Annotated in this window: 22 protein-coding genes; 13 read left to right on the top strand and 9 right to left on the bottom strand. The window is 64.6% G+C overall.

Features of this window, described 5'->3' with window-relative positions; translation table 11 throughout:
• Positions 1-54 precede the first annotated feature (54 nt).
• The 9 genes from rapZ to ACQCSV_RS10785 all read left to right on the top strand — a co-directional run bounded on the left by rapZ (position 55) and on the right by ACQCSV_RS10785 (position 7,968).
• Entirely contained in the window at positions 55-978 is a 924-nt protein-coding gene (gene rapZ, locus ACQCSV_RS10825) for an RNase adapter RapZ (RefSeq protein WP_354155843.1), read from the top strand.
• Positions 978-1,997, top strand: a complete 1,020-nt coding sequence (locus ACQCSV_RS10820) for a uridine diphosphate-N-acetylglucosamine-binding protein YvcK (protein WP_354155842.1) — start codon at positions 978-980, stop codon at positions 1,995-1,997. Before rapZ ends, ACQCSV_RS10820 begins: the two co-directional genes overlap by 1 nt.
• 9 nt (positions 1,998-2,006) lie before the next feature.
• Complete coding sequence (gene whiA, locus ACQCSV_RS10815) at positions 2,007-2,987, top strand: DNA-binding protein WhiA (RefSeq protein ID WP_354155841.1); 981 nt, start codon at positions 2,007-2,009, stop codon at positions 2,985-2,987.
• Between the two features lie 111 nt (positions 2,988-3,098).
• On the top strand, positions 3,099-3,725 hold the full coding sequence (locus tag ACQCSV_RS10810) for a superoxide dismutase (RefSeq protein ID WP_185263578.1): 627 nt from the start codon (positions 3,099-3,101) through the stop codon (positions 3,723-3,725).
• 264 nt (positions 3,726-3,989) lie between these two features.
• The gene (gene gap / locus ACQCSV_RS10805; protein WP_426938402.1) at positions 3,990-5,000 is read left to right on the top strand and encodes a type I glyceraldehyde-3-phosphate dehydrogenase; all 1,011 of its coding nucleotides are present in this window, start codon (positions 3,990-3,992) and stop codon (positions 4,998-5,000) included.
• Between the two features lie 10 nt (positions 5,001-5,010).
• Entirely contained in the window at positions 5,011-6,237 is a 1,227-nt protein-coding gene (locus ACQCSV_RS10800; protein ID WP_354155839.1) for a phosphoglycerate kinase, read from the top strand.
• 87 nt (positions 6,238-6,324) lie between these two features.
• Positions 6,325-7,140: a triose-phosphate isomerase gene (gene tpiA, locus ACQCSV_RS10795; protein WP_354155838.1), complete on the top strand. Its 816-nt coding sequence runs from the start codon at positions 6,325-6,327 to the stop codon at positions 7,138-7,140.
• Between the two features lie 51 nt (positions 7,141-7,191).
• Entirely contained in the window at positions 7,192-7,449 is a 258-nt protein-coding gene (gene secG, locus ACQCSV_RS10790; protein ID WP_282330728.1) for a preprotein translocase subunit SecG, read from the top strand.
• A gap of 123 nt (positions 7,450-7,572) precedes the next feature.
• Positions 7,573-7,968 (top strand): RNA polymerase-binding protein RbpA, encoded by a 396-nt coding sequence (locus ACQCSV_RS10785; protein ID WP_354155837.1) that lies wholly within the window; start codon positions 7,573-7,575, stop codon positions 7,966-7,968.
• Here ACQCSV_RS10785 and pgl read toward each other — a convergent pair.
• From pgl to tkt, 6 genes are read right to left on the bottom strand one after another with little or no spacing between them, the layout of a single operon-like run.
• Positions 7,921-8,691 (bottom strand): 6-phosphogluconolactonase, encoded by a 771-nt coding sequence (pgl, locus tag ACQCSV_RS10780; RefSeq protein WP_426939555.1) that lies wholly within the window; start codon positions 8,689-8,691, stop codon positions 7,921-7,923. The two genes, ACQCSV_RS10785 and pgl, sit on opposite strands and share 48 nt — an antisense overlap.
• A 37-nt stretch (positions 8,692-8,728) precedes the next feature.
• Positions 8,729-9,670, bottom strand: a complete 942-nt coding sequence (locus ACQCSV_RS10775) for a glucose-6-phosphate dehydrogenase assembly protein OpcA (protein ID WP_426938401.1) — start codon at positions 9,668-9,670, stop codon at positions 8,729-8,731.
• On the bottom strand, positions 9,667-11,238 hold the full coding sequence (zwf, locus tag ACQCSV_RS10770; RefSeq protein ID WP_426938400.1) for a glucose-6-phosphate dehydrogenase: 1,572 nt from the start codon (positions 11,236-11,238) through the stop codon (positions 9,667-9,669). Before zwf ends, ACQCSV_RS10775 begins: the two co-directional genes overlap by 4 nt.
• Positions 11,239-11,253: 15 nt before the next feature.
• Positions 11,254-12,888 carry a glucose-6-phosphate isomerase gene (locus tag ACQCSV_RS10765; RefSeq protein WP_426938399.1) on the bottom strand — a complete coding sequence of 545 codons (1,635 nt, stop codon included), beginning with the start codon at positions 12,886-12,888 and terminating at the stop codon, positions 11,254-11,256.
• 6 nt (positions 12,889-12,894) lie between these two features.
• Positions 12,895-14,010, bottom strand: a complete 1,116-nt coding sequence (gene tal / locus ACQCSV_RS10760) for a transaldolase (protein WP_426938398.1) — start codon at positions 14,008-14,010, stop codon at positions 12,895-12,897.
• A 24-nt stretch (positions 14,011-14,034) separates the two neighbouring features.
• Positions 14,035-16,152 (bottom strand): transketolase, encoded by a 2,118-nt coding sequence (gene tkt / locus ACQCSV_RS10755; RefSeq protein WP_426939554.1) that lies wholly within the window; start codon positions 16,150-16,152, stop codon positions 14,035-14,037.
• 512 nt (positions 16,153-16,664) lie between these two features.
• Between tkt and ACQCSV_RS10750 the strand changes: the two genes are divergently transcribed.
• The gene (locus ACQCSV_RS10750) at positions 16,665-17,627 is read left to right on the top strand and encodes a heme o synthase (RefSeq protein WP_282331509.1); all 963 of its coding nucleotides are present in this window, start codon (positions 16,665-16,667) and stop codon (positions 17,625-17,627) included.
• 106 nt (positions 17,628-17,733) lie between these two features.
• Here the strand turns inward: ACQCSV_RS10750 and ACQCSV_RS10745 are convergent, their stop codons facing one another.
• The 3 genes from ACQCSV_RS10745 to ACQCSV_RS10735 are packed head-to-tail and all read right to left on the bottom strand — an operon-like array spanning position 17,734 to position 20,421.
• Positions 17,734-18,678 (bottom strand): COX15/CtaA family protein, encoded by a 945-nt coding sequence (locus ACQCSV_RS10745; RefSeq protein WP_354155762.1) that lies wholly within the window; start codon positions 18,676-18,678, stop codon positions 17,734-17,736.
• 7 nt (positions 18,679-18,685) lie between these two features.
• Positions 18,686-19,456, bottom strand: a complete 771-nt coding sequence (locus ACQCSV_RS10740; RefSeq protein WP_354155761.1) for an ABC transporter permease — start codon at positions 19,454-19,456, stop codon at positions 18,686-18,688.
• Positions 19,453-20,421, bottom strand: a complete 969-nt coding sequence (locus ACQCSV_RS10735; protein WP_354155760.1) for an ABC transporter ATP-binding protein — start codon at positions 20,419-20,421, stop codon at positions 19,453-19,455. Before ACQCSV_RS10735 ends, ACQCSV_RS10740 begins: the two co-directional genes overlap by 4 nt.
• 106 nt (positions 20,422-20,527) lie before the next feature.
• On the opposite strand from ACQCSV_RS10735, the gene ACQCSV_RS10730 reads away from it, so the two are divergent.
• The 3 genes from ACQCSV_RS10730 to sufD are packed head-to-tail and all read left to right on the top strand — an operon-like array spanning position 20,528 to position 24,122.
• Positions 20,528-21,370: a MarR family transcriptional regulator gene (locus tag ACQCSV_RS10730; protein WP_354155759.1), complete on the top strand. Its 843-nt coding sequence runs from the start codon at positions 20,528-20,530 to the stop codon at positions 21,368-21,370.
• The gene (gene sufB / locus ACQCSV_RS10725; protein ID WP_185260505.1) at positions 21,370-22,833 is read left to right on the top strand and encodes a Fe-S cluster assembly protein SufB; all 1,464 of its coding nucleotides are present in this window, start codon (positions 21,370-21,372) and stop codon (positions 22,831-22,833) included. Before ACQCSV_RS10730 ends, sufB begins: the two co-directional genes overlap by 1 nt.
• Positions 22,834-22,835: 2 nt before the next feature.
• Positions 22,836-24,122 carry a Fe-S cluster assembly protein SufD gene (sufD, locus tag ACQCSV_RS10720; protein WP_354155758.1) on the top strand — a complete coding sequence of 429 codons (1,287 nt, stop codon included), beginning with the start codon at positions 22,836-22,838 and terminating at the stop codon, positions 24,120-24,122.
• The last annotated feature ends 15 nt before the right edge of the window (positions 24,123-24,137 follow it).

Below are 24,137 nucleotides of genomic sequence, written 5' to 3'. Positions count from 1 at the left end.
GTTTCCGCCATTGCGGTTGCCTGCCTTCATCTGGACAGAAACGGGGCGGAACGAATGGCAGACTCTACGGCGGAATCCGGGACAGGGCAGGACGGCATGACGCCGGTCAAGCCCGTCGAAGCGGAACTGCTGGTGGTCACCGGTATGTCAGGGGCGGGACGGAGCACCGCCGCGGACGCGCTGGAGGACCACGGCTGGTATGTCGTGGAAAACCTGCCGCCCCAGATGCTCGGCACCCTGGCCGAGATTGTGTCCCACGCGCCGCAGTCCATTCCGCGGCTGGCCGTGGTGATGGATGTCCGCAGCAAAGGACTCTTTCTCGACGTCCGAGCAGCCCTGGGCGCCCTCGCCGCCAGCGGTGTCAAGTTCCGGGTCCTTTTCCTCGACGCCAACGACGACGTCCTGGTCCGCCGCTTCGAGCAGGGCCGCAGGCCCCATCCCCTCCAGGAAGGCGGCCGGATCCTCGACGGAATTGCCACCGAACGTGAGGTTCTCAAGGAACTGCGCGACAGCTCCGACGTCGTACTGGATACCTCCACGTACAACGTCCACGCCCTGGCTACCGCCGTCACGGAACTCTTCAGCGATTCCGGTCCGGTAGCCCTGCGGCTCAACGTCATGAGCTTCGGCTTCAAGTACGGCCTGCCGGTGGATTCCAACTACGTTGCGGACGTCCGGTTCATCCCGAATCCGCACTGGGTTCCGCAGCTGCGCCCGCATACGGGCCTGGACAAGGATGTCAGTGACTACGTCCTCGAGGCGGAAGGCGTGAAGAACTTCGTGGACCGCTATGTCCTGGCCCTCGAGCCTGTCCTGGACGGCTACCGGCGCGAAAACAAGCACTACGCCACGATTGCCGTCGGCTGTACCGGTGGCAAGCACCGGTCGGTGGCGGTCGCCGTCGAACTTTCCAAGAAACTGGCACAGTATCCCCGCGTGACCGTGACCACCACTCATCGGGATCTGGGCCGCGAGTAATGGGGATGTTCACCGGGCCCCTCCCGCTGGTACCGATTTCCAGCGGAACGGCATCCGGCCAGCAGGACAAGGGCCCCAATGTTGTGGCGCTGGGCGGCGGGCATGGCCTGTCTGCTTCGCTTTCGGCGCTGCGGCTGCTTACCTCCGAGCTGACAGCCATTGTCACTGTGGCGGACGACGGCGGGTCTTCCGGGCGTCTGCGCGACGAGTACGGTGTCCTCCCGCCCGGAGACCTGCGGATGGCACTCTCCGCCTTGTGCGACGACACAGACTGGGGCCGCACGTGGCGTGACGTGATGCAGCACCGTTTCCGGCCCGGCCAAGGCCGCGGCGGATCGCTGGACGAGCACGCAATGGGCAACCTGCTCATCGTCACCCTCTGGGAGCTTCTGGGCGACACCGTGGCCGGACTGAAGTGGGCCGGCGCCTTGCTCGGCGCCCGGGGGCAGGTGCTTCCGATGTCCACCGTGCCGCTGACCATCGAAGGCGACATCCGCGTCTCCGCACCTGACGGCACGTCAGCGCTACAGACGATCCGCGGGCAGGCGCGCTGCGCCGTTGCGGGTTCGCTGGAACAGATCCGGCTCCTGCCCGAACAGGCGCCGGCCTGCGTTGAAGCCCTGACAGCCATCGAGCTGGCCGATTGGGTCATCCTCGGGCCGGGGTCCTGGTACACGTCCGTGCTGCCGCACCTGTTGCTCCCCGAAATGCGGGCGGCATTGAGTGCCACGGCGGCAAAACGCTGCCTCACCATGAACCTGGCAACGGACACCAAAGAGACCACGGGCATGTCTGCGGCGGACCACCTGTACGCCCTCCACCGGTATGCGCCAGACTTCAGCGTCGACGTCGTCCTGGCGGATCCCGCGTCGGTGCAGGACCGGCAGGAGTTCGAGAAAGCCGCCGGGATGATCGGCGCCGAGGTTGTCTTGGGTAAAGTGGGGGCGTCGGGCCGCCGACCCGTCCATGACCCCCTGCGTCTGGCAGCGGCGTACCACGACATTTTTGGGAACAGTTAGGAAGGTGCCATGGCACTGACATCATCGGTCAAGGAAGAACTGTCCCGCCTGGACATCAAGAAATCCTCAGTCCGCAAGGCAGAGGTTTCGGCCATGCTGCGCTTTGCCGGCGGCCTGCACATCATCTCGGGCCGGATCGTGATCGAAGCCGAGGTTGACCTCGCGTCAACGGCGCGCAGGCTCCGGGCGGCCATCGCGGAGGTTTACGGGCACCAGAGCGAGATCATCGTTGTCTCCGGCGGGGGACTGCGCCGCGGCAGCCGGTACGTGGTGCGGGTAGTCCGCGACGGCGAGTCCCTGGCCCGCCAGACAGGTCTGCTGGACGGCCGTGGCCGGCCGGTGCGGGGGCTTCCCTCAGCTGTGGTCAACGGCTCGGCCGCCGACGCCGAGGCCGTCTGGCGTGGTGCTTTCCTGGCCCATGGTTCGCTCACCGAGCCGGGCCGTTCGTCATCGCTGGAAGTCACGTGCCCGGGGCCCGAGTCCGCGCTTGCCCTCGTTGGTGCCGCCCGCCGTCTCGGCATCCAGGCGAAAGCCCGCGAGGTCAGGGGAGTGGACCGGGTAGTGATCCGCGACGGCGACACCATCGCCGCCCTCCTCATCCGGATGGGCGCCCACGACGCTCTGATGGTCTGGGAAGAACGCCGGATGCGCAAGGAAGTCAGGGCCACGGCCAACCGGCTTGCCAATTTCGACGACGCCAACCTGCGGCGCTCCGCGCAAGCGGCCGTGGCCGCCGGTGCCCGGGTTGACCGGGCACTTGAAATCCTGGGCGACGACGTCCCGGACCACCTCAAATACGCCGGCGCACTCCGCGTGGCCCATAAGCAGGCAAGCCTGGACGAGCTCGGGCGCCTGGCCGATCCGGTGATGACCAAGGACGCCATCGCCGGCCGCATCCGCCGGCTTCTGGCCATGGCGGACAAGCGGGCCATCGATCTGGGGATCCCCGGCACTGATGCCAATGTGACGCCTGAGATGCTGGACGAGTAGCGGCGCCCCTAGAATCAGAGCGTTCAACCTGATCATCCGGATGCCAGTCATCCGGATGCACAATCCGAGATTTACAACCCGGACAGACCGTCCACGATATTGGAGGATTTTGTGACCGAGTACGTACTGCCAGAACTCAGCTACGACTACGCAGCGCTTGAGCCGCACATTTCGGCGCGCATCATGGAGCTGCACCACAGCAAGCACCACGCCGCGTACGTTGCGGGTGCCAACAATGCCCTTGCCCAGCTGGCAGAGGCACGCGCAAAGGGCGACTTCGCCAACATCAACCGCCTGTCCAAGGACCTCGCGTTCCACACCGGCGGCCACATCAACCACTCGGTGTTCTGGAACAACCTGTCCCCGGACGGTGGCGACAAGCCCGAGGGTGAGCTGGCAGCTGCCATCGATGACGCCTTCGGTTCCTTTGACGCCTTCCGTGCCCAGTTCTCCGCTGCGGCCCTAGGCCTGCAGGGATCGGGCTGGGGATTCCTGGCCTACGAGCCGATCGGTGGCAACCTGGTCATCGAGCAGCTCTACGACCAGCAGGGCAACGTAGCACTCGGCACCACGCCGCTGCTGATGCTGGACATGTGGGAGCACGCCTTCTACCTGGACTACGTAAACGTCAAGGCTGACTACGTCAAGGCATTCTGGAACATCGTCAATTGGGCAGATGTCGCCAAACGCTTCGATGCTGCACGCACCAACGCTACGGGCCTCATTACCCTGCCGTAGTGACCTGCAGTACATGTACGTGTAACAAACTTCACATTTCGGCGTGATTTCGGCTGGAATGCGGTTGGTCCGCCCCCGCACTTGCGGGGGCGGACCAACTTAAACGTAAGATGGATCACGGAAGGCGGTCTGCCTTCAGCAACGTGGCTGGTCGCCCTCCGATCTGTTAATCATCTCTGCCCAATGGCGTGCGGGATCTGTTAGTTGGCTTCAATGCCCGCTCAACTAGTTAGTGCTTATTTAGGCACCAAGGAGACTGAACAAGTGACGACCCGTATTGGTATCAACGGCTTCGGCCGCATCGGCCGCAACTACTTCCGCGCAGCCCTCGCTCAGGGCGCGGACCTGGAGATCGTTGCCGTCAACGATCTCACCAGCCCTGAGGCGCTGGCCCACCTGCTCAAGTACGACTCCGTCGGCGGCCGCCTGAAGGAAACCGTTGAAGTCAAGGACGGCAACATTGTCGTCGACGGCAACGTCATCAAGGTTCTCGCCGAACGCGATCCCGCTAACCTGCCTTGGGGCGAGCTGGACGTGGACATCGTCATCGAGTCCACCGGTTTCTTCACCAAGGCCGCTGCCGCGCAGAAGCACATCGATGCAGGCGCCAAGAAGGTCCTGATCTCCGCACCGGCCTCCGATGAGGACATCACTATCGTGATGGGTGTCAATGACGGCCTGTACGACAACGCGGCGCACAACATCATTTCCAACGCGTCCTGCACCACCAACTGCCTGGGCCCGCTGGCCAAGGTCCTCAACGACACCTTCGGCATCGAGCGTGGCCTGATGACCACCATCCACGCCTACACTGCTGACCAGAACCTGCAGGACGGCCCGCACAACGACCTCCGCCGTGCGCGCGCCGCCGCCATCAATATGGTCCCCACCTCCACGGGTGCGGCCAAGGCGATCGGACTGGTCCTGCCTGAGCTTAGGGGCAAGCTGGACGGCTACGCCATCCGAGTGCCCGTCCCCACCGGCTCGGCCACTGACCTCACGGTCACCGTCTCTCGGGAGACCACCGTCGAGGAAGTCAATGCAGCGCTGAAGAAGGCTTCGGAGTCCGAAGAGTTCCAGGGCATCCTCACGTACACCGACGCTCCGATCGTTTCCTCGGACATCGTGGGGGACCCGTCGTCGTCAATCTTCGACTCCGGCCTGACCAAGGTCATCGGCAACCAGGTCAAGGTTGTTTCCTGGTATGACAACGAATGGGGCTACTCCAACCGCCTCGTGGACCTCACGGAGCTCGTCGCAGCGAAGCTGGGCTAGGGTTAGACACATGACATTCCACACCCTCAACGAACTGATCGCTGAAGGTGTCCGCGGGCGGCACATTCTTGTCAGAAGTGACCTGAATGTGCCGCTCGACGGCTCTACAGTGACTGACGACGGCCGCATTAAGGCCTCTCTGCCAGTACTGGGAAAGCTCACGGACGCCGGTGCCCGCGTGCTGGTAACAGCGCACCTCGGACGCCCCAAGGGCGCTCCGGAGGAAAAGTACTCCCTCCAGCCTGCCGTAGCGCGGCTCGCCGAACTCGCCGCCTTCAAGGTCTCGCTCGCGCAGGACACTGTGGGCAGCTCAGCGAAAGAACTCGCTGCCTCGCTTCAGGACGGCGAAGTCCTCGTCCTGGAGAACGTGCGTTTCGACGCCCGGGAGACCAGCAAGGACGACGCCGAACGCGGCGCCTTCGCGGACGAACTGGTGGCCCTGACAGGGCCCAACGGCGCCTACGTTGACGACGCCTTTGGTGCCGTACACCGTAAGCATGCCAGTGTGTTCGACGTCGCCACCCGCCTCCCGTCCTACCAGGGCGATCTCGTACACACCGAAGTGGAGGTCCTGCGGAAGCTGACGGCTGACACGCAGCGGCCCTACGTGGTGGTACTCGGCGGCTCCAAGGTCTCCGATAAGCTGGCGGTCATCGACAACCTCATCGGCAAGGCCGACACCATCCTGGTGGGCGGCGGCATGCTCTTCACGTTCCTGGCGGCAGAAGGCCACAGCGTGGCCGGCAGCCTCCTGGAAGAAGACCAGATCCCGGTTGTCCAGGACTACCTGAAACGGGCTGCCGGAGCCGGCACGGAATTCATCGTTCCCACCGACGTCATCGTGGCCAGTAAGTTCGCGGCCAACGCAGACTACGAGACCGTCCCCGCGGACGGCATCGAACGCAGCAGCTTCGGCGCACAGGGCATCGGCCTTGACATCGGTCCGGACTCTGCCGCCGCCTTTGCGGACCGGATCAAGGACGCCAAAACGGTGTTCTGGAACGGGCCCATGGGCGTCTTCGAGTTCGAAGCATTCTCCGGCGGAACCCGCGCCGTAGCCAAAGCCCTCACTGAGGCCGACGCGTTCACCGTGGTGGGCGGCGGGGACTCCGCTGCCGCCGTGCGGACGCTCGGCTTCGCTGACGACCAGTTCGGGCACATTTCCACCGGCGGCGGCGCCAGCCTGGAATATCTCGAAGGCAAGGAACTCCCGGGACTCAGCGTCCTGGACCGTTAGGACCCTGGACTGCCAAGTCCTCCGGCCGGCAGGGTGCCCGCGGGCACCCTGCCGGCCGCACACATATCAAGAACTTTTGGAGAACACGTGACTACGTCAACGAACGGCGCTTTTGACCGTACGCCTCTCATTGCGGGCAACTGGAAGATGAACATGGACCATGTCCAGGGCATCACCCTCCTGCAGAAGCTGGCTTGGACCCTGTCGGACGCCAAGCACGACTACAGCCGGGTCGAGGTGGTTGTCTTCCCGCCATTCACCGACCTTCGCGGTGTGCAGACCCTCGTCCAGGGTGATGAACTGGACATTGCCTACGGCGGGCAGGACCTCTCCCAGTTCGACTCGGGCGCTTACACCGGCGACACCTCCGGCCAGTTCCTGAACAAGCTGGGCTGCCGCTACGTCCTGGTGGGGCACAGCGAACGCCGCACCATCCACCTGGAATCCGACGACGTCCTCAACGCCAAGGTCAAGGCAGCGTTCAAGCACAGTGTCACTCCAGTCCTTTGCATCGGCGAAGGCCTGAAAATCCGCCAGGCAGGCACCCATGTCGAGCACACCCTGACACAGCTCCGGGCGAACGTCGCCGGTCTGGCTGCCGAGCAGGCGGCAGAGCTTGTGGTGGCCTACGAGCCCGTCTGGGCCATCGGCACCGGTGAAGTGGCCGGCCCGGAGGACGCTCAGGAGATGTGCGCTGCCATCCGCGCGGAACTGGCCACCCTCTTCGGCGACGATGTTGCAGCGAAGATCCGGCTGCTCTACGGCGGCTCGGTCAAGGCAAACAATGTCGCCGCGATCCTGAAGGAGCGCGACGTTGACGGTGTCTTGGTCGGCGGGGCCAGCCTCGATCCCGCGGAGTTTGCTAATATTGTCAGGTTCGAGAGTCACCTGGCGACGGGCTAGTCCGTCACGCAGTTCCAGGCTCCCGCAATTCCAATCTTCTGAAAGGCCGTCGTGGACGTTCTTCATGTCATTCTGCAGATTCTCCTGGGCATTACCAGCCTTCTGCTGACCCTGCTCATCCTCCTTCACAAGGGACGGGGCGGCGGGCTGTCGGACATGTTCGGCGGTGGTATGAGTTCCGGCCTCAGCTCCTCCGGGGTTGCCGAACGGAACCTGAACAGGTTCACCGTGATCCTGGGCGTCACCTGGGGCGTCGTGATCATTGGCCTCGGCCTGATTATGCGCTTCAGCGGCGCAGGGGACTCGTAGACTCTGCAACTGATCGTCGCCCGGCACTGCCGCGATGAGGATCTCCGAACTAAACTGTGGCTGTTGGCTCCCAACAGCCACAGTTTCGTTTAAACAGCGTCGTTTAAGCAGCCAGGAGTCCAGATGGTACATAGTGCGTCAGCGTTCCGCGGCACCCGGGTGGGTGTGACAGAAGGGGCCGGTCCCAAGAACCAGTCAGAAGCAGCCTCCGGCGAAAGAGTGCCCCGTATCCGGGTTTCTTTTTGGTGCGCCAAGGGGCATGAGACCCAGCTAGTCTTCCTGCGGCTGCCGGACGAGCAAATTCCCCCCCTCTGGGACTGCCGGCGCTGCGGGGCTCAGGCATCACGGGACGGCAAGGACGCCGACCTGTCCGACCCGTTGGGCGAAGGCTTTAAAAGCCATCTTGAATACGTTAAAGAACGGCGCTCCGACCAGGACGCCGAGGCTGTCCTGGCCGGAGCCCTGGAAAAACTACGCGCCGGTGGCGTCCTTGCGGACGAGTTGCTGCGGGACACGTGACGCCGCGTTTTCGTCGATAAGCCACAGGGTCCGGAAGGTCCCCCGCGGGCCTGCCGCCGGAACCTGCACCGGGTTGGCGCCAGCCAGGGCCAGGCCCACCGCACCGGCCTTGTCCTCACCGGCCACCACCATCCAGACTTCGGCCGCAGTGTTGATGGCGGGAAGCGTAAGTGAGATGCGTTGCAGTGGCGGCTTCGGCGAATTCCGGACGCCGACTACTGTCAGCTCCTTCTCCCGGATTCCGCCCTGCTCCGGGAAGAGAGAGGCCACGTGCGCGTCGGGGCCAACGCCCAGCAGCACCACATCCAGCCGCGGCAGGACTCCCGGCTGGTCCGGACGGTCGTCGGACATGTCAGCAGCATGTTCGGCCTGGGCTGCTTCGCGGAGCCTGCGAGCATAGTCCTCGGCGGCTTCCTCGGGCGTGTCGAAGTCATCCGAGGAGGCCGGCTGGTTGATCCTTGCCGGATCAACCGGAATGCTCGACAGGAGTGCATCAAACGCCTGCCTGGTGTTCCGGTCGGGATCGTCGGTACCGACGAACCGCTCGTCACCCCACCAAAAATTTACCCTGGACCAGTCGACGGCGGGCGCCGCCGGAGAATCCGCAACCGCCTTCAGCGTTCCAATGCCTACTGTGCCGCCGGTCAGCACCACCGTGGCCTCACCGTGCTTGTCCTGCACATCCACTAGCTTGGTGATCAGGCGCGCCGCAATCGCGGCCATCAGGACGGACGAATCGGGATGGATGCTAACTCTTGGCTCAACGCTCACTGGGTCGGACGCTCCTTAGATTGGTACGTGGCAGTCCAATAGTAATCACTTCGCCGAATACTTCGTCGGGGTCGAGGCGGCGGAGTTCTTCGGCGAGGCAGTCTTTGAGGCTGCGGCGTGGCAGGGAGATGCGTTGGGCGGGCTGGCCGGGCTGGGTGAGTTCCGCGACGGAGAGTCCGGGGCGGAAGAGCTGCACGTCGCCGGTGTGGCGGGTGAGCCTTACCCGGCGGATGCCGGTCCCGGCGGGGTCCGCGACGATGGTCACGGGCGCGTCTAGGGCCAGGGTCAGCCAGGCCGCGAGCAGGATCGTGGACGGGGAGTCGGAAGCGCCTTCGACGGCCACGGCGGTGACGGGTGAGGAGTCCACCTGGTCCAGGACCGCCGCGAGTTGGATCCGCCAGTTCGTCAGCCGGGTCCAGGCGAGGTCGGTGTCCCCGGCCTTGTAGGTGGCCCGGATGTTTTCCAGCGCCAGTTGAGGATCTGTTTCGTTCGCGGAGTCGGTGATCCGGCGGTGCGCGATCCGGCCCACGGAGGTTTCGCAGGCGTTCGCCGGTGCCCCGTGCGGCCACCAGGCCACGATCGGGGCGTCCGGGAGCAGCAGGGCCGCGACGAGGGATTCGGACTCGTGGGCGAGTTCGCCGTAGCCGCGGAGCACGATGACCTCCGAGGCGCCGGCGTCACCACCGACCCGGATCTGCGCGTCGAGCCGGTCCGGGGCCTCAGAGCCGGCGTCAGCGAGGACGATGATCCGGCAGGGGTGTTCACGGCTGGCCTCGTTCGCGGCCTCGATCGCTTCTTCCTCGAGCCCGGACCGGGTCACGACCACCAGGGTCAGGACCCGGCCCAGGGCGATCACACCGCCCTGCTCGCGCAAGGAGGTGATCTTCTTGGAAATCTTCGAGGTGGTGGTGTCCGGCAAATCTACAATCATGGCCTTCTCCAGGTTCGTCCGTCGCGGGCAAGGAGCTCGTCCGCCGAAGCAGGGCCCCAGGACCCCGGGGCGTAGGGTTCGGGCTGTTCAGTGAGCCCGGCCCAGTAATCTTCAAAAGGATCCAGGATCTTCCAGGACAGCTCCACCTCCGCGTGCCGCGGGAACAACGGCGGCTCGCCCAGGAGCACATCGAGGATCAGCCGCTCATACGCTTCCGGAGACGATTCGGTGAAGGAATGCCCGTACCCGAAGTCCATGGTCACGTCCCGGACTTCCATCTGCGTGCCCGGGACCTTGGACCCGAACCGGATCGTCGCACCCTCATCGGGCTGGACCCGGATCACCACGGCGTTCTGGCCGAAGTCATCCTCACCATGGTCACGGAAGAGCAGGTTCGGGGCGCGTTTGAACACCACCGCGATCTCCGTCACCCGCCTCCCCAAACGCTTACCCGCCCGCAAATAGAACGGCACACCGGCCCAGCGGCGGGTATGGATATCGACCCGGATCGCAGCGAACGTCTCGGTCTTCGAATCCGCCGGGATACCCTCTTCCTCCAGATAACCCTGGACCTGTTCCCCGCCCTGCCAGCCACCGGCGAACTGCCCGCGCGCCGAATGCGTCGACAAATCCTCCGGGAGTTTCACCGCGGCAAGGACCTTTTCCTTCTCCGCCCGCAGATCGTCCGCGTTAAAGGAAATCGGCTCCTCCATCGCCGTCAACGCCAGCAACTGCAGCAGATGGTTCTGGATCACGTCCCGGGCCGCACCCACGCCGTCGTAATACCCGGCCCGGCCGCCCGTGCCGATGTCCTCGGCCATCGTGATCTGGACGTGGTCCACGTAGTTCGCGTTCCACAACGGCTCGAACAACTGGTTCGCGAACCGCAACGCCAGGATGTTCTGGACCGTTTCCTTCCCCAGGTAATGATCGATCCGGAACACCGCATCCGGCGGGAACACCGACTCCACAATTTCATTGAGCGCCCGGGCAGACTCCAGATCATGCCCGAACGGTTTCTCGATCACCACCCGCCGCCACTTCTCACCCTCGGCCTGCGCGAGCCCATGCTTGGAAAGCTGCCGGCAGACCTGCTCAAACGCCTTCGGCGGAATCGAGAGGTAAAACGCGTGATTACCCCGCGTCCCCCGAGTCTGATCGAGCTCATCAATGACTTCACCGAGCCGCTCAAACGAATCATCGCCGTCGAACTCGCCCTGGACAAAACGGATACCCTCGGCGAGCTGGTCCCACACCGCCCCATCAAAAGGCGTCCGCGCATACGCCTGAACCGAAGCCTTCACCTCGGCCGCGAACTCCGCATCAGACCAGGAGCGGCGGCCGAAACCCACCAACGCGAAACTCGGCGGCAACAACCCACGGTTCGCCAGGTCATACACCGCCGGCATCAGCTTCTTACGGGCAAGGTCACCGGTCACTCCAAAGAGCACCAACGAGGACGGACCGGCAATCCGGTTCAGTCGACGATCCCGCGGATCCCGCAACGGGTTGCGGCCTGGCCGTCCCGAGCGCGTCGCGGAATTCCTGCCGTTTTCAGTTTCTGGCATGTTTGCTGTTGAGCCTTAGTTTTCGGTGACGGAAGCTAACCGGGCTGCAACTGCTGCAATGATCTCCTGCAGCTGTGCAACGCCGGCGGCGCGGTCGGTCAGGTGCAGTCGCAGGACGGGACGGCCATGGCCGGCCAGGACCTGGGCGTCGCCAGCGGCCTGGGCGGAAATCAATTCCCCCAACGTGAATGGACGGTCCGGGATGGCCAGGTCTTCGGCAGGAGCGGCCGTGATCTGGAGAAAAACTCCGATGGCGGGTCCGCCCTTGTGGAACTGCCCGGTCGAGTGCAGGAACCGCGGGCCCCAGCCGAACGTGACGGGACGGCGGCTGACGCCGGCAAGCGGGTCGCGGATGCCTTCGAGCTCCGCGAAAGCCAGCCGGTCAAGGTAGGCCTGGACACTAAGGTAGCTGTCCTCGGCGAGGGTTCCCAGCAGTGCGTTGACGGCATCTTCTGCAGTCGCTGCGTCGCCCAGCCAGTCTCCACCGCGGACTTCAATGACGCCGTCTACGAAGGCGGCCGGGGTCGGTTCGGGCTGGGCGTCCAGCAGGCCGCGGGCCGCAACCTTGGCTGCCTCCACGTCCGGCTGGTCAAACGGGTTGATGCCGAGCAGGCGCCCGGCCACCGCAGTGGCGAACTCCCACACCATCATCTGGGTGGCCAGGCCGCCCGCGATGGCTACTTCGTTGTTGCCGAGTTCGACGTCGGCATCCGCGGCTACCAGCCGCACCACCAGGACGTCCGGGGCACCGGAGGTGACCTCCGGTGACGTGGGTCCGGCCACCACCGGCAGGACGCCGGTGCCGAGCTTCCCGGTGGATTCGGCAATGAGCTGTTCGGCCCAGTCAGCGAAGCCCACAATGCCGGAACCGTCCTCGGCGATGACAATCTTGTTGCGCAGCGGATTGGTTCCGCCCAGGGCCGCTCCGAGGGCCAGCCCGATGTTCTCGGCGGCGTCCTCGTTCAGGATCTCAGCGGCTTCCTCGGCCTCATCCAGGAAAGCCTGGATGTCCACACCGGCAAGGCCCGAGGGGACCAGCCCGAATGCCGTGAGGGCGGAGTAGCGGCCCCCCACGTTCGGATCGGCGTTGAAGACGGCACGGTAGCTGGCCTCACGCGAGGCTTTGTCCAGGGGGGAACCAGGATCGGTGACGATGATGATCCGGCTTTTCGCATCGATGCCGGCTTCGGTGAAGGCGTGCTCGAAGATCCGGCGCTGGGAGTCGGTCTCCAGGGTTGAACCGGACTTAGACGAAACCACAATCGCGGTTTCGGCCAGCCGGTCCGCGAGGACAGCCCGGACCTGGTCGGGGTCGGTGCTGTCCAGCACTGTCAGCTCGACGCCAGCGGTGGCGGCGATGACCTCGGGAGCCAGCGAAGATCCGCCCATGCCGCAAAGCACAATGCGGGTCACGCCGTCAGCCTTGAGGGCGCCCCGGAGTTCGAGGATGCTGGGCACGAGGGCCTGTGAGACGGTGGCCGCTTCAACCCAACCAAGGCGGACAGCTGACTCGGCCTCCGCATCGGGACCCCACAAGGTATGGTCCTTGGCGAAGATCCGGGTGGCAATGCGGTCCGTGACGAGGGCGGGCAGGTGCTGTTCGAGTGCCTGCTGCGCGGCACCGGTGGCATCGTAGCTGAGAGTGCTCATAGTGGGTTAGGAAGCCTTCCGTGCAGCGGCAAGGGCACCTTCGACGTCGCCCAGGAGTTCCTTCCAGCTGGCCACAAACTTGTCGAGGCCTTCGGATTCGAGGAGCGCGACCACCTCGTTGTAGGAGATGCCCAGTGCGTCCAGTGCGTCCAGTGTGGCGTTGGCCTCGGTGTACGTGCCGGTGATGGTGTCCCCGGTGACGACGCCGTGGTCGAACGTGGCGTCCAGGGTCTTCTCCGGCATCGTGTTCACAACGCCGGGGGCAGCCAGCTCGGTGACGTACAGGGTGTCGGGGTAGGCCGGGTCCTTGACGCCGGTGGAGGCCCACAGGGGACGCTGCGGACGGGCGCCGGCTTCGGCCAGCAGTGCCCAGCGCTCGGTGGCGAAGAGCTGCTCGTAGACCTGGTAGGCCAGGCGGGCGTTGGCTACGCCTGCCTTGCCCTTGAGGGCCTTGGCTTCGTCGGTGCCGATGGCGTCGAGGCGCTTGTCGATCTCGGAGTCCACGCGGGAGACGAAGAACGAGGCCACCGAGTGGATCGTGGACAGGTCGTGGCCGTTTTCCTTAGCCTGCTCCAGGCCGGACTGGAACGCGTTGATGACGGCGCGGTAGCGCTCGAGGGAGAAGATCAGGGTCACGTTGACGCTGATGCCCTCGGCCAGCGTCGCGGTGATCGCTTCGAGGCCTTCGAGGGTTGCCGGGATCTTGATGTGGACGTTGACCTTGTTGACCTTCTTGTAAAGGTGCTTGGCTTCGGCGATGGTGCCGGCCGTGTCCCAGGCGAGGCGCGGGTCAACTTCGATGGAAACGCGTCCGTCGACACCGTTGGTGGCTGCTGCCACCGGTGCGAAGAGATCGCAGGCGTCAGCGACGTCGGTGGTGGTGATTTCGAAGATGGTCTCCTCGACGCTGGCGCCGGCTGCTGCCTGGGCCGCGATTGTGGCGTCGTAGTCCGTGCCGGCGGTGATGGCGGCGTGGAAGATGGACGGGTTGGTGGTCACACCAACGACGTTCTTCTCTTCGATCAGCTTCTGCAGCGTGCCTGTTTCAAGGCGGCTGCGGGAAAGGTCATCGAGCCAGATGGATACTCCGGCGTCGGAGAGCTGCTGTGTGGGGGTAGTCATTTTTTGTATCTCCTGGAATCGGGTTCAGGCCTGCAGGCCAGCGAGGGAGTCCTTGGCGGCGGCGGCGACAGCCTCCGCAGTGATGCCGAACTCCTGGAACAGGCGCTTGTAGTCTGCCGAAGCGCCGTAGTGCTCGAGCGAGATGGAACGGCCGGCATCGCCAACGAATTCCCTCCAGCCCAGGGCCAGGCCGGCTTCGACCGAGACGCGTGCCTTGACTGCTGCGGGGAGCACGGATTCGCGGTAGGCCGCGTCCTGCTTGTTGAACCATTCGACGCACGGCATGGAGATGACGCGGGCGGCGATGCCTTCGGCCTGGAGGGCTTCGCGGGCCTGGACGGCCAGCTGGACCTCGGAGCCGGTAGCGATCAGCAGCACGTCGGCCGGAACGGTTGCGCCGTCCTTGGCCGCTTCGGCGAGGACGTAGCCGCCCTTGGCGACGCCGTCAACGGAACCGAACGTGTCGCCGTCGGCCACGCCTTCACCACGGGCGTAGGTGGGGATGTTCTGACGGGTCAGGACGATGCCGGCCGGGTTTTCGTGGTTCTCCAGCATGGTCTTCCATGCGATGCCCACCTCGTTGGCGTCGCCGGGGCGGACTACGTCCAGGCCCACAATGGCGCGCAGCGTGGAGAGCTGCTCCACCGGCTGGTGGGTGGGACCGTCTTCGCCCAGGCCGATGGAGTCGTGGGACCACACGTAGATGGACGGGACACCCATCAGAGCCGAGAGGCGGATGGCCGGGCGCTGGTAGTCACTGAAGATCAGGAACGTACCGGAAAACGCCCGGGTCCGGCCGTGCAGCGAGATACCGTTCACGATCGACGCCGCGGCGTGCTCACGGATGCCGAAGTGCAGGACGCGGCCGTAAGGGTTGCCCTTCCATGCATCGGTGGAGCGGGAAACCGGGATGAAGGAGGCGGAGCCTTCGATGGTGGTGTTGTTGGACTCGGCGAGGTCAGCCGAACCGCCCCAGAGTTCCGGCATGACCGGTCCGAGTGCGTTCAGGACCTTACCCGACGCTGCCCGGGTGGAGACATCCTTGCCGGCCGGGAAGACCGGGAGTGCGGCGTCCAGGCCTTCGGGCAGTTCGCGGGCCTCGATGCGCTGCAGGAGAGCCGCGCCTTCGGGGTTGGCGGCCTGCCAGGCGTTGAAAGACTCTTCCCATTCCTTCTTGGCGGCGGCTCCGCGGTCAACCACCGAGCGGGCGTGGGCCAGGACGTCCTGGTCAACGTCAAAGGACTTGGCGGGGTCGAAGCCCAGGACCTCCTTGAGGCCTGCGACTTCCTCGGCGCCCAGGGCTGAACCGTGGATCTTGCCGGTGTTCTGCTTCTTGGGTGCCGGGTAGCCGATGATGGTGCGCAGCGAGATGATGGACGGCTTGGACGTCTCGGCCTTTGCGGCGAGCAGCGCAGAGTACAGCTCCTGCACGTCCTCTTTGTATTCGCCGGTCTTGGTCCAGTCGACGCGCTGGGTGTGCCAGCCGTAGGCCTCGTAGCGCTTGAGGACATCCTCGGTGAAGGAGATGTCAGTGTCGTCCTCGATGGAGATATGGTTCTCATCGTAGACAACTACAAGGTTGCCCAGTTCCTGGTGGCCGGCCAGCGAGGAAGCCTCGGAGGTCACGCCTTCCTGCAGGTCCCCGTCGGAGGCGATAACCCAGATGGTGTGGTCGAAGGGGCTTTCGCCGGCGGCAGCGTCGGCGTCGAACAGGCCGCGCATCCGCCGCTGTGAGTAGGCGAAGCCCACCGAGGAAGCAAGACCCTGGCCCAGCGGGCCGGTGGTGATTTCGACACCGGCGGTGTGCTTGTACTCCGGGTGGCCCGGGGTCAGCGAATCCCAGGTGCGAAGCGCCTCAAGGTCCTTCAGTTCCAGGCCGTAGCCGGACAGGAACAGCTGAATGTAAAGGGTGAGCGACGTGTGGCCAGGGGACAGGATGAAACGGTCACGTCCCAGCCAGTCCGGGTTACGGGGGTCGTGGCGCATCAGCTTCTGGAAGAGAAGGTATGCGGCGGGTGCCAGGCTCATGGCAGTGCCGGGGTGACCGTTGCCGACCTTCTCGACGGCATCCGCAGCCAGGACGCGGATGGTGTCTACGGCGCGCTGGTCCAAGCTGGTCCATGACAGTTCTTGCTCTTCCAAATGTGGCACGAAAACCGGGCCCCTCTCTGTGCTGATGGTGGGCGGTACACGGGATCCGCTCCGGGGCACGCTATGGTGCCTGCTGCGGTGTGTACCAGCCGTTCACCATCGAAACGTTGATCTATCATTCAGCGGGGCTGTTGGAACGCGTTTTCCAACGTATTTCTGCCGGGTGCTGATCTGGTGACAGCTTAGCTCCATTCCACTCTCCGGTCAGCGCAAATCTCACCTTTTGGACGCAATTTCCCCTTATGTGAATCGTCATTTCGTGAGGTTGAGTTAATCTGCTCGAATCACCCTGTGCGCAATCATAAGGGCCTAATCACGGGGCATCTGTTACAAATGCGCACGGTATGATATTTGGAGGCCTACGCCGGTAGCCGAGCCCTAATAAGGGCGGCGGCAGACACCAGGCGTTGCCGGGACCTACTTCTGATGACCATTGGCGGGCAGCCCGGCCAACGGCCGTAAGACACAGCTGCACCGCCAGACAGAACTGCCAACCAGAACGGGTGACTGCCACCGTGAGCACAACAGATACGCCGCTTAACGCTTCCCGCACCAGAGGGGGAGCCGGGTTCGCCCGTAAGGCCAAGGCGTATTTCGCCCTCACCAAGCCGCGTGTCATTGAGTTGCTGCTGGTCAGCACCCTCCCCACCATGATCTACGCCGAGCGCGGCTTCCCGCCGATCGGGCTGATCCTGGCCACCTTGGTAGGCGGCGCGTTTGCTGCCGGCAGCGCCGGTGCCTTCAACTGCTACCTGGACCGCGACATCGACAAACTGATGCACCGGACTGAGAACCGTCCCCTCGTCACCGGCGAGGTGACGCCCCGCGAGGCACTGGTTTTCTCGTGGCTGCTCGGCGCGGCGGCAATTGGAATTCTCTGGTTCGGGGCCAACCCGCTGGCAGCGTGGCTCGGGCTCGGCGCGATCTTCTTTTATGTGGTCATCTACACCATCATTCTCAAGCGCCGAACGGCACAGAACATTGTGTGGGGTGGAGCCGCCGGCTGCTTCCCGGTGCTGATTGCCTGGGCCGCTGTGACCAACACCGTCGAGTGGCCGGCCGTCATTTTGTTTATGGTCATCTTCCTCTGGACGCCGCCGCACTACTGGCCGCTTTCCATGCGCTACGGCGAGGACTACCGCAACGCCAACGTACCGATGCTGGGAGCGATCGCCGGCGCCAAGGTGGTTTCTGTCCAGGTAGTCCTCTATGCCTGGGCCATGGTGGCCTGCTCGCTGCTGTTGGTCCCCGCCGGTGGCGCGGGCTGGGTCTATACGGCCACCGCAGTCCTGGCAGGTGCCTGGTTCCTGAACGAGTCGCACTCCCTGTACAACCGTGCGCAGCGCGAGGACATCTCGGACAAGCGGGCCATGAAGGTCTTCCACGGCTCCATCAGCTACCTGACACTGCTGTTCATCGCCTTGGCCGTGGATCCGTTCGTCGGATCAGCGATCATCAGCCAGTAGCCCTCCTCAACAAACAACGCGGGGTCACGTACCGCCCGTTCCGGACCTCCGGATGGGCGGTAAGTGACCCCGCGTTTGACTAATCGGCAGCTGCCGGGCGGCGCGCTTACGTGACCGGGCTTGAACGGGCGAGGTCGGCGGTGTTTGTTGCCGCGCTCATCAGCAGTGCCGCGCCGAGCATGTGGGCGCCCACCAGCAACGCAGGGATGCCGTTGTAGTACTGGGTGAAGCCGATGACTGCCTGCAGCATGGTTACAGCCAGGAGCAGCAGGACGGACGTGCGGAACGGTCCCTGGATCCGGCGGACAATCACCAGCACCAGTGCGAACAGTGTTCCAGCCGTGATCACGTACGCCGGAACGGCGTGGATGTGGGAGAACAGGTCCCAGTCAAGGCCATTGCGGGGTGCGTCGGCGTCACCGGCGTGGGGCCCGGAGCCGGTCACCACAACGCCGAGCATCACGGCAAGAGCGGAGAAAAGCGCGACGGCGGCCGACACCGGACGCAGGACCCCCGGCAATGTGGGGAGCTGGATGGCCGAGTGGCGGCCTGTCCTTCCGTACGCCCGGTTGACGAGCAGTGTGGCGATCACCACGAGGGCCATGGACACGAGGAAGTGAAGGCCCACCACCCACGGATTGAGGTTGGTCAGCACGGTGATACCACCGATCACCGCCTGTGCCGGAATGCTGGCCAGCAGGCCGAGCGCCAGCAGGAAGAGGTCCCGACGCTCCTTGCGAAGGTTCCACAAGTACACAAGCATGGCCACCGCAACCGCTGCCAACGCAAACGTCAGGAGCCGGTTGCCGAACTCAATGAAGCCGTGAATCCCCATTTCGGCAGTGTTCACCAAAGAGGTGTCCGTGCAGCGGGGCCACGTCGGGCAGCCGAGGCCGGACGCGGTCAGCCGCACCGCGCCGCCGGTCACCACCAGCAGCGTCTGGCCGACCAGGGACGCCACCGCGAGGCGGCGGACGCTGGCGTCAACGGTACGGGGCAGTCTCGCGACGAGGCGGCCGGCGATCTGGGGGAGGCGTGAAGCCGTGCTCACGGATATCTCAATTCCACTTGAACCAACGGATGGCTGCTGCCCCGGCAAGAACTGTCCAGAGCAGCAGGATAAGCGCGGCGCCGCTGTTCAGCGCGCCGTGCAGGAATGCTTCGCGCATGGCCTCGCCGAGTGCGCCGGAGGGTAGATAGTGGACCACTTGCTGCGCCAGCGCGGGCATCCGCCCCGCGGGAATAACGATCCCGCCGAGGGCGCCCAGCAGGATCCACAGCAGGTTGGTGATGGCGAGGGTGGCCTCGGGCCGCACGGTGCCGGCCACCAGGAGTCCCAACGCGGTGAACGCCACGCCGCCCAGGGCCAGCAGCAACAGGCCAGGGAGCCAGCCGGAGGCAGGCGGCTGCCAGCCCAGAGGAAGCGCCACCAGTGTCACAACTGCAACTTGGAGGCAGAGTACCGCCAGGACCGCCAGCACTTTACCCGCGATGAGGCCTTCGCGGCCCAGGGGTGTGGTGGACAGGAAGCGGAGAACTCCGTACCGCCGATCGAATCCGGTGGCGATTCCCTGCCCGGTAAATGCCGTGGACATCGCGCACAAAGCCAGGATGCCTGGGACCGCCACATTGATGCGGCTGGCTCCGAAGCCGTCAAGGAATGGGGTGACAGTGAGGCCCACCAGCACAAGAAGGGGCAGGACCACGGCGAGGATCAGCTGCTCGCCGTTCCTGAGCATGGTCAGGGATTCATACCTGCCCTGCAGCAGGACGCGGCGCAGCAGCGTGGCCGGCGCTCCCTGGGTGGCGCTGGCTGCGGGAGCCGTCATCGGATGTCCTTTCCCGAGATGTCGAGGAAGACATCTTCCAGGCTTCGAGCCGCCAGGCTCATGGAACCAGGCATAACGTCGTGGGCAGCCCACCAGGCGGTCAGCGACGCGAGATCGTGGGGTGTGAGGGCACCCATGGCAACGTAGCTTCCGGCCCGCGTTTCAGAGACCGCGATGGCTTCGGGCAGCACGCCGGTGAAATCCAGCCCGGGGGGCGCCTCGAACACCAGGGTGCGCGCATGGTCCGCGCCGGCCTCCACCGCCGGATCCCGCTGCAGCAGCTGGGGAACTGTTCCCTCGGCGACGTTCCTGCCGGCGTCGATGATGTACACGTAGTCGGCCAACCGCTGGGCGTCGTCCATCAGGTGCGTTGTGAGGATGATGCCCATCCCGGTTGCCCGCAGTTCCGAGATGAGCTCGAACACCAGCTGCCGGGACTGGGGATCCAGGCCGGCGCTGGGCTCGTCCAGGAATAGGACTTCCGGATTTCCGATCAGGGCTGCGGCGAGTGCCAGCCGTTGTTTCTGCCCACCGGAGAGCCGGCGGACGGTGGTCCTGGCGAAGGTGTCAATACCAAGTCGTTCCACCAGTTCGTCGACGGAGCGGGGCCTCGCGTACATTCCGGCGATGTGCCGCAGGAGCGGGATGGGACGGGCCGACGGCGGGAGGCCGCCGTCCTGAAGCATCACGCCTACGCGGGACCGCAGGTCAGCGCCCGCTCGGCCCGGATCCTGGCCGAGCAGCGAGATGCTGCCCCCGTTGCGTTTCTGCAGGCCTTGGGCGCATTCGATGGTGGTGGTTTTTCCAGCTCCATTGGCGCCCAGGAGGGCGGTGACCTGGCCGCGTTCGGCCACAAAAGATACGCCGTTGACTACCCGGAGCATTTTTCCGTCCAGGCTGGCCAGCGGACCAACATCCTTGATTAACCCGCTGATGGACAGAACCGGGGATTCGGGGGATCGCACCCAAGCATTCTACGCGATGTAGTACTGGCGGGGCCGCAGGTGACCCCAGCCGCAGGTCAGCCTGACCTTACTAGTACGGGGGAGTAAATTACGACATGATTGTGTTGTGTATTCCATGACCAATGCTGCTGCTGTGCCGTTTGCCGGGCACAGAGCGCCACGTACCGCCGCTGATCGCGGCCACGTGGCCGCTGTGCCGGTAGCGGACTCCGACGAGCGTACCCGGGACCGGGTCCTTGGCGCCGTGCTCGAGCATGGCCCTATCAGCGCTGCGGAACTCGGAGACATGCTCGGTTTCACGCCAGCCGCGGTCCGGAGGCATCTTGATCATCTGGCCCGCAGTGGGGTTATTGAGGTCAAGCGTGCAGCCAAGGCAGGTGCAGGCGCGGGGCGACCCGCCCGCCGCTATGTCCTGAGCTCGCAGGGCCAGTCCACGCTTGGCAACGATTACCTCGACATCGCTGCCCTCGCGCTCAAGCAGCTCCAGGCAGTGGCGGGCGAACAGGCAGTCCGCGCGTTCGCCGTCGAACGTTTTGCCGACATGGAACGCCGTTACGCACCCGAGATAGAACAGGCCGGACGGGACATCACCGCCAGGGCGCAAGCATTGTCCACGGCGCTGAGCCGGGATGGGTTCGTGGCGTCGGCCGCCTCGATCGAAGCCAGGGCCCCGCTGCCGGCCGCACTGTCCAGCGTCCAGCTGTGCCAGGGGCATTGCCCCATCCAGCAGCTCGCCGCCCAGTTCCCCGTCTTCTGCGATGTGGAGACCGAAGTGTTCTCCCGTCTCGTCGGCGTTGACGTGCGCCGCCTGTCCACGCTGGCGCGCGGCGGACACGTCTGCACTACCCACATACCCACAGGCCGGCTGGCTGCCGGGGGACCACACGTCCCGCAGGCAGCCCCCGCCAGCCTGGATGAAGTAACCAACCATCAGCAAGAAAGGCCGTGATGACGGACCAACTATCAGAGAAAGCGGTAGCCGAAGACACTGTGATCTCGGAGATTCTGGAAAAGAATCCCGAGCTCCACGGCATCGGCACATATGAGTACGGCTGGTCTGACAAGAACGATGTCGGTGCCAACGCCCGCCGCGGTATCAATGAAGACGTCGTCCGCGACATCTCGGCCAAGAAGAGCGAGCCGAAATGGATGCTCGATCTTCGTCTCAAGGGCCTGAAGTACTTCGACCGCAAGCCCATGCCCACCTGGGGTGCAGACCTCTCGGGCATCGACTTCGACAACATCAAGTACTTTGTGCGTTCCACCGAGAAGCAGGCCACCAGCTGGGAGGACCTGCCCGAGGACATTAAGAACACGTACGACAAGCTCGGCATCCCCGAGGCCGAAAAGCAACGCCTGGTTTCCGGCGTCGCCGCCCAGTACGAGTCCGAGGTTGTCTACCACCAGCTGCGTGAGGACCTCGAAAAGCAGGGCGTCATCTTCCTGGACACCGACACCGCGCTGCGCGAACACCCGGAGATCTTCCAGGAGTACTTCGGCACGATCATCCCCGTGGGCGACAACAAGTTCGCGTCGCTGAACACGGCCGTCTGGTCCGGCGGTTCCTTTGTGTACGTCCCCAAGGGCGTCCACGTGGACATTCCGCTGCAGGCATACTTCCGCATCAACACGGAAAACATGGGCCAGTTCGAACGCACCCTGATCATCGCCGACGAGGACTCCTACGTCCACTACATCGAAGGCTGCACCGCGCCGATCTACACCTCGGATTCGCTGCACTCCGCTGTGGTGGAAATCATCGTGAAGAAGGGCGCCCGCGTCCGTTACACCACCATCCAGAACTGGTCCACCAACGTGTACAACCTGGTGACCAAGCGTGCCATCTGCGAAGAAGGCGCCACCATGGAATGGGTTGACGGCAACATCGGCTCCAAGGTCACCATGAAGTACCCGGCCGTTTACCTCGTAGGCGAGCACGCAAAGGGCGAGACTCTGTCCATCGCCTTCGCCGGCGCCGGTCAGCACCAGGACACCGGCTCGAAGATGGTGCACATCGCGCCGAATACCAAGAGCTCCATCATCTCCAAGTCCGTGGCCCGCGGCGGCGGACGGGCTGCTTACCGCGGACTGGTCCAGGTCCGTGAAGGTGCCAAGCACTCAGCGAACACCGTCCGTTGCGACGCGCTGCTGGTGGATACCATCAGCCGTTCGGACACCTACCCGTACATCGACATCCGCGAGGATGACGTGGTGATGGGCCATGAAGCAACTGTTTCCCGGGTCAGCGAAGAGCAGCTCTTCTACCTGATGTCCCGCGGCATGCGCGAAGACGAGGCCATGGCGATGATCGTCCGTGGCTTCATCGAGCCCATCGCCCGCGAACTCCCGATGGAGTACGCACTTGAGCTGAATCGCCTGATTGAACTGCAGATGGAAGGGTCCGTCGGATAACGATGACTGAAATCACTACTGAAAAGGCGCGCATCGGCGCGCCCTCGGCCCAGCCGTTTATCAACGGTTTCACGGAAGAGGGCGAAAGCCTGTCTCCGATCAACTCGAACGCTTCCAAGGCCCCCCTGGCCGGGGAAGCCGTCAAGCGCCACTCGCACGGCGGCGGCGTCGGCATTCCGGACAGCTCACGCGCTGGCCGGCTGACCTCGTACAACCTGGCGGACTTCAAGCCCCTCACCGGGCTTGAGGAAGACTGGCGCTTCACCCCGCTCAAGCGCCTGCGCGGCCTGCACAGTGAGGTCCTTGCGGGACCGGCTCCGACCGTAACCGTCAGCGGCCCGGAGCAGGTCACGGTTGAGACCGTGGCACGCGGCGACAAGCGCATCGGTTCCGCCGGAATCCCGGAGGACCGCGTGTCCGCGAACGCCTGGGAAAACTTCAGCGAAGCCACCGTCCTCACCATCCCGGCCGAGTTTGAAGCCGAGACCGAGGTCACTGTCGCGATCGACGGTACCTCGACGGCGGCAGCTGCCCAGCACCTGGTGATAATAGCGGAGAAGTTCTCCAAGGCCGTTGTGGTCCTGAACCACCAGGGTTCGGCCGTTGTGTCCGAAAACATCGAAATCGTTGTTGAAGACGGCGCCAACCTCACTGTTGTCTCGCTCCAGGAATGGAACGACGACGCCGTTCACGCCTCCTCCCAGCAGGCAAAGATCGGTCGCGACGCCAAGTTCAAGCACGTCGTGGTCAGCCTCGGCGGGGACCTGGTCCGCGTCACGCCCTCTGCCCGTTTCACCGCCCCCGGCGGAGAAGCGGAAATGTTCGGCCTGTACTTTGCCGACGCCGGCCAGCACCTGGAACAACGGCTCTTCGTTGACCACGCGGTGGCGAACTGCACCTCCAATGTGCTCTACAAGGGCGCCTTGCAGGGCCGCAACGCGCACGCCGTGTGGGTAGGCGACGTCCTGATCCGCAAGGAAGCCGAAGGCACGGACAGCTACGAGGCCAACCGCAACCTGCTGCTCACGGACGGCGCCCGCGCCGACTCCGTGCCGAACCTTGAGATCGAAACCGGCCTGATCAAGGGAGCCGGCCACGCCAGCGCCACCGGCCGGCTGGACGACGAGCACCTGTTCTACCTCATGGCCCGCGGTATCCCTGAGGATGTTGCCCGCCGACTGGTGGTCCGTGGCTTCCTGCACGAGATCATCCAGCAGATCAAGGTACCGGCCCTCGAGGAGCGGCTTACCGAGGCTGTTGAGCGCGAACTCGCCGTGACGAACAACTAGACGGCGCGGAAAACA

The sequence above is a fragment of the Pseudarthrobacter sp. S3 genome (genome assembly GCF_050156905.1).
Classification (GTDB): domain Bacteria; phylum Actinomycetota; class Actinomycetes; order Actinomycetales; family Micrococcaceae; genus Arthrobacter.
Note: the sequence above shows the minus strand (reverse complement) of the source record. Positions and strands in the feature narration are given on the sequence as shown.